The 2,593-nt window shown below is 69.8% G+C and carries 2 protein-coding genes; both read right to left on the bottom strand.

What is annotated here, in order from left to right:
* Positions 1-58: 58 nt before the first annotated feature.
* Positions 59-1,000, bottom strand: a complete 942-nt coding sequence (locus NTW26_02480; GenBank protein MCX7021139.1) for a tyrosine-type recombinase/integrase — start codon at positions 998-1,000, stop codon at positions 59-61.
* 137 nt (positions 1,001-1,137) lie between these two features.
* A complete protein-coding gene (locus tag NTW26_02475; GenBank protein MCX7021138.1) occupies positions 1,138-2,403 on the bottom strand; it encodes a hypothetical protein in 1,266 nt (421 codons plus the stop codon).
* Positions 2,404-2,593 lie beyond the last annotated feature (190 nt).

Below are 2,593 nucleotides of genomic sequence, written 5' to 3'. Positions count from 1 at the left end.
GCTTATACGCTCCCATCCTCGACCCTCACTCCGGCCCGTACCACACCGTTTATTGCGACTAACCCTTCCTCCGGCTTCGCGGGTGCGCCTCCCGGTGCGCCTGCTCCAGGCGGCTCACCTCCACCCGGGTGTAGCGCTGGGTCTCGGTCAGGCGGCTGTGGCCCAGGAGCTCTTTGACCAGCCGGACGCTCGCCCCGCCGGCTAAAAGATGGGTGGCGAAGCTGTGCCGGAGCCGGTGTGGCCCCGGCGCGAGGTCCAGCCCGGCCTCGGCGGCCAGCTCGGCCAGCAGCCGGTTGACCCGGTTCCGCTTCAGGGCCGCGCCGGGCCGCGAGCAGAAGACCGGGTCCGTCCTCTTCGGCTGCACCAGCGCTTCGCGGTACCGCGTGAGCGCCCGGAGAGCGGTCTCGCCCACCGGCACCACCCGCTGCCGCCCGCCTTTCCCGGTCAGCCGGACGTAGCCGGCCCGCAGGTCGAGCTGCGCCCATTCCACGGAAAGCGCCTCGGAGACGCGCAGCCCGGAGGCGTAGAGAAGCTCCAGGAGCGCCAGGTCCCGGAGCGCGCGCTGCGTCGGAGACAACACCTTGTACGCGGATTTCGCGGAATCTTTCGCCCGTTCCAGGCGGCGCCCGGCGGCCGCGAGCAGCGCCTCGATTTCCTCAGGCCGGAGCGGCTTGGGCAGCGGCTCGGCGTGACGGGGCAGGGTGAGATCCCCGAGGAGTTTTGGGTCGAAAAGCCCCTCGGCGGCGGCGAAATTTGCGAAGGACCGCAAAGCGGCCAAGCGGCGGCGGATGGTGGACGCCGTCCGGCCGGCCTCCCTCTCCGCGAGCAGGTACCCGACCAGCGCGGTCGAGGTCAGGCTCTCCAGCGGCCCGGTCCTTTTTTCGATGGAGGAGAGGTCGGAGCGGTACGCCGCGATGGTGGCCGGCGAATAGCCCCGCTCCCCGGCGAGGTGGGCCAGGAAGCGCTCGATCAGCTCCCGGCCTTCGCCCTCCTCCGGCACGCGCGCCTCCTTCGTTGCCAAACGGCGGCCCCTAGTGGGATGTCCCCGCGGGCGCAGTTATCCCCTCGGCCGCCGTCAGGCCTTTAGCCGCGGACTCTCCCCACGGGGCCACCCCGACGTCACCCGCGACCCGGCGGCTACCGTTCCAGGATGTCGAAGTGCTGGACCCGGTGGTTCAGCGAATCCGCCACGTAGAGCCGCAGGTCATCGGCGAATACGCCCAGGGGGTTGGTGAAGGTCCCCAGGCGGTCGCCGAAGTAGCCGAAGCTGTCCAGGAAGGCGCCCCCGGTGTCGAAAATCTTCAGCGCGTGGAGCGTGGCGTCGGCCACGATCAAGAGGCCCTGGGCACAGGCGATGCCCGTGGGATGCTCGAGGTGCCCCTCCCCGGCGGAGCCGGTGTACGCGGGCCCCTCGGAGAGATGGTAGGTGTAGAAGTATATCCGGCCCGGCACCCCTTCATCTTCCGGAGCGCTGGTGACCGCCAGGTAGGCGTCGTCCCCCGCCGAGCCCGTCAGGGCCACCCCGACGGGGTTGACTATCGCGTGGCCCTGGTCGTCGTAGAGGACGCGGCTGCCCGGCCAGGGGGTGCCGTCGTGGTTCAGCAGGTATAGCTCGGAGTCGTCCGTGTCCACCATGAAGACGCTCCCGGCGGTGGTCCAGTGGAGCATGTCCACCGGCTTGGTGAGACCGTCGGGAACGGTGAACTCACCGTAGTAGGTGCCGTCGTCGGGATCGAAGACGTCCAGGCGGCCGTTGATCGGGTCGGCCACGAGAAGCTCGCCCAGTTCGGGGAAGTACTCGATGGTGGCCGGGAAGTAGGGAAGCTCGGTGTCGGAGTCCAGGTCGGACAGGTCCCGGACCCAGACCGGCGGCGCCTCGAGGTCGGCCGGGTCGTAGGCCTTGAGCTCGCACGCGGCGGGGTCCACGACGTAGAGGTACTCCCGGGCGATGACCGCGTCCGACGGGCAGTCGAGCTGTTGGTCCCGGACGCCGAAGCTGCCGACGCGGCCGGTGATCCGGAGGTAGTCCGAGTAGACCGATTCGGCCGCGAGGGAGAGGGTCTTCGTCTCGCCCGGCTCCAGGTCCACCGTGCCGGCGGCGGTGTAGGAAATCGCGCCGTCCTCGTAGACGTCCACCTCCACGAAGCGGTCCGGCCCCGGCTCGCAGGAAAGGCTGCCGGAGGCGCTGTTCCCGTCAATCTCCAACTCGTACCAGCGGTCCGCGTCGAAATCCGGCGCGGTGATTCTGACCCGCACCCGGTCCACGTCGAGCGGCCCCGACGGGTTCACGATTTCCAGGTCGAGGACCACCCGGCCCGGCTCACCGCCGATACCCGTCATGTCGCAGGCGACGAGCGCACCGATGACGGCCGGGACGGCGAAAAACGCAAGCGGTCTTTTCATCTCCATCCTCCCGTTTCGTCGGTGGTTACCAGTGGACATCTATGTCGATCGTGGATCCCCCGCCGTTCTCCTGGGGCTCGGCGGTGAGGTAGACGATGGCCGCGGTGGCGGCCACCGCGCCCACGGCGCCGACCAGGACCCAGGGGAAGGTGGCGGTTCCCCCGGCTGCGCCCCCGCCGGCTTCCGCCGT

The organism is bacterium (assembly GCA_026398675.1).
GTDB lineage: Bacteria > RBG-13-66-14 > RBG-13-66-14 > RBG-13-66-14 > RBG-13-66-14 > RBG-13-66-14.
The sequence above is the reverse complement of the archived record's forward strand: the minus strand, read 5'-3'. Positions and strand labels throughout refer to the sequence as shown.

Coding starts and splice junctions, on each gene's coding strand:
- NTW26_02475 (MCX7021138.1), bottom strand. CDS start 2,403: ATGAAAAGACCGCTTGCGTTTTTCGCCGTCCCGGCCGTCATCGGTGCG.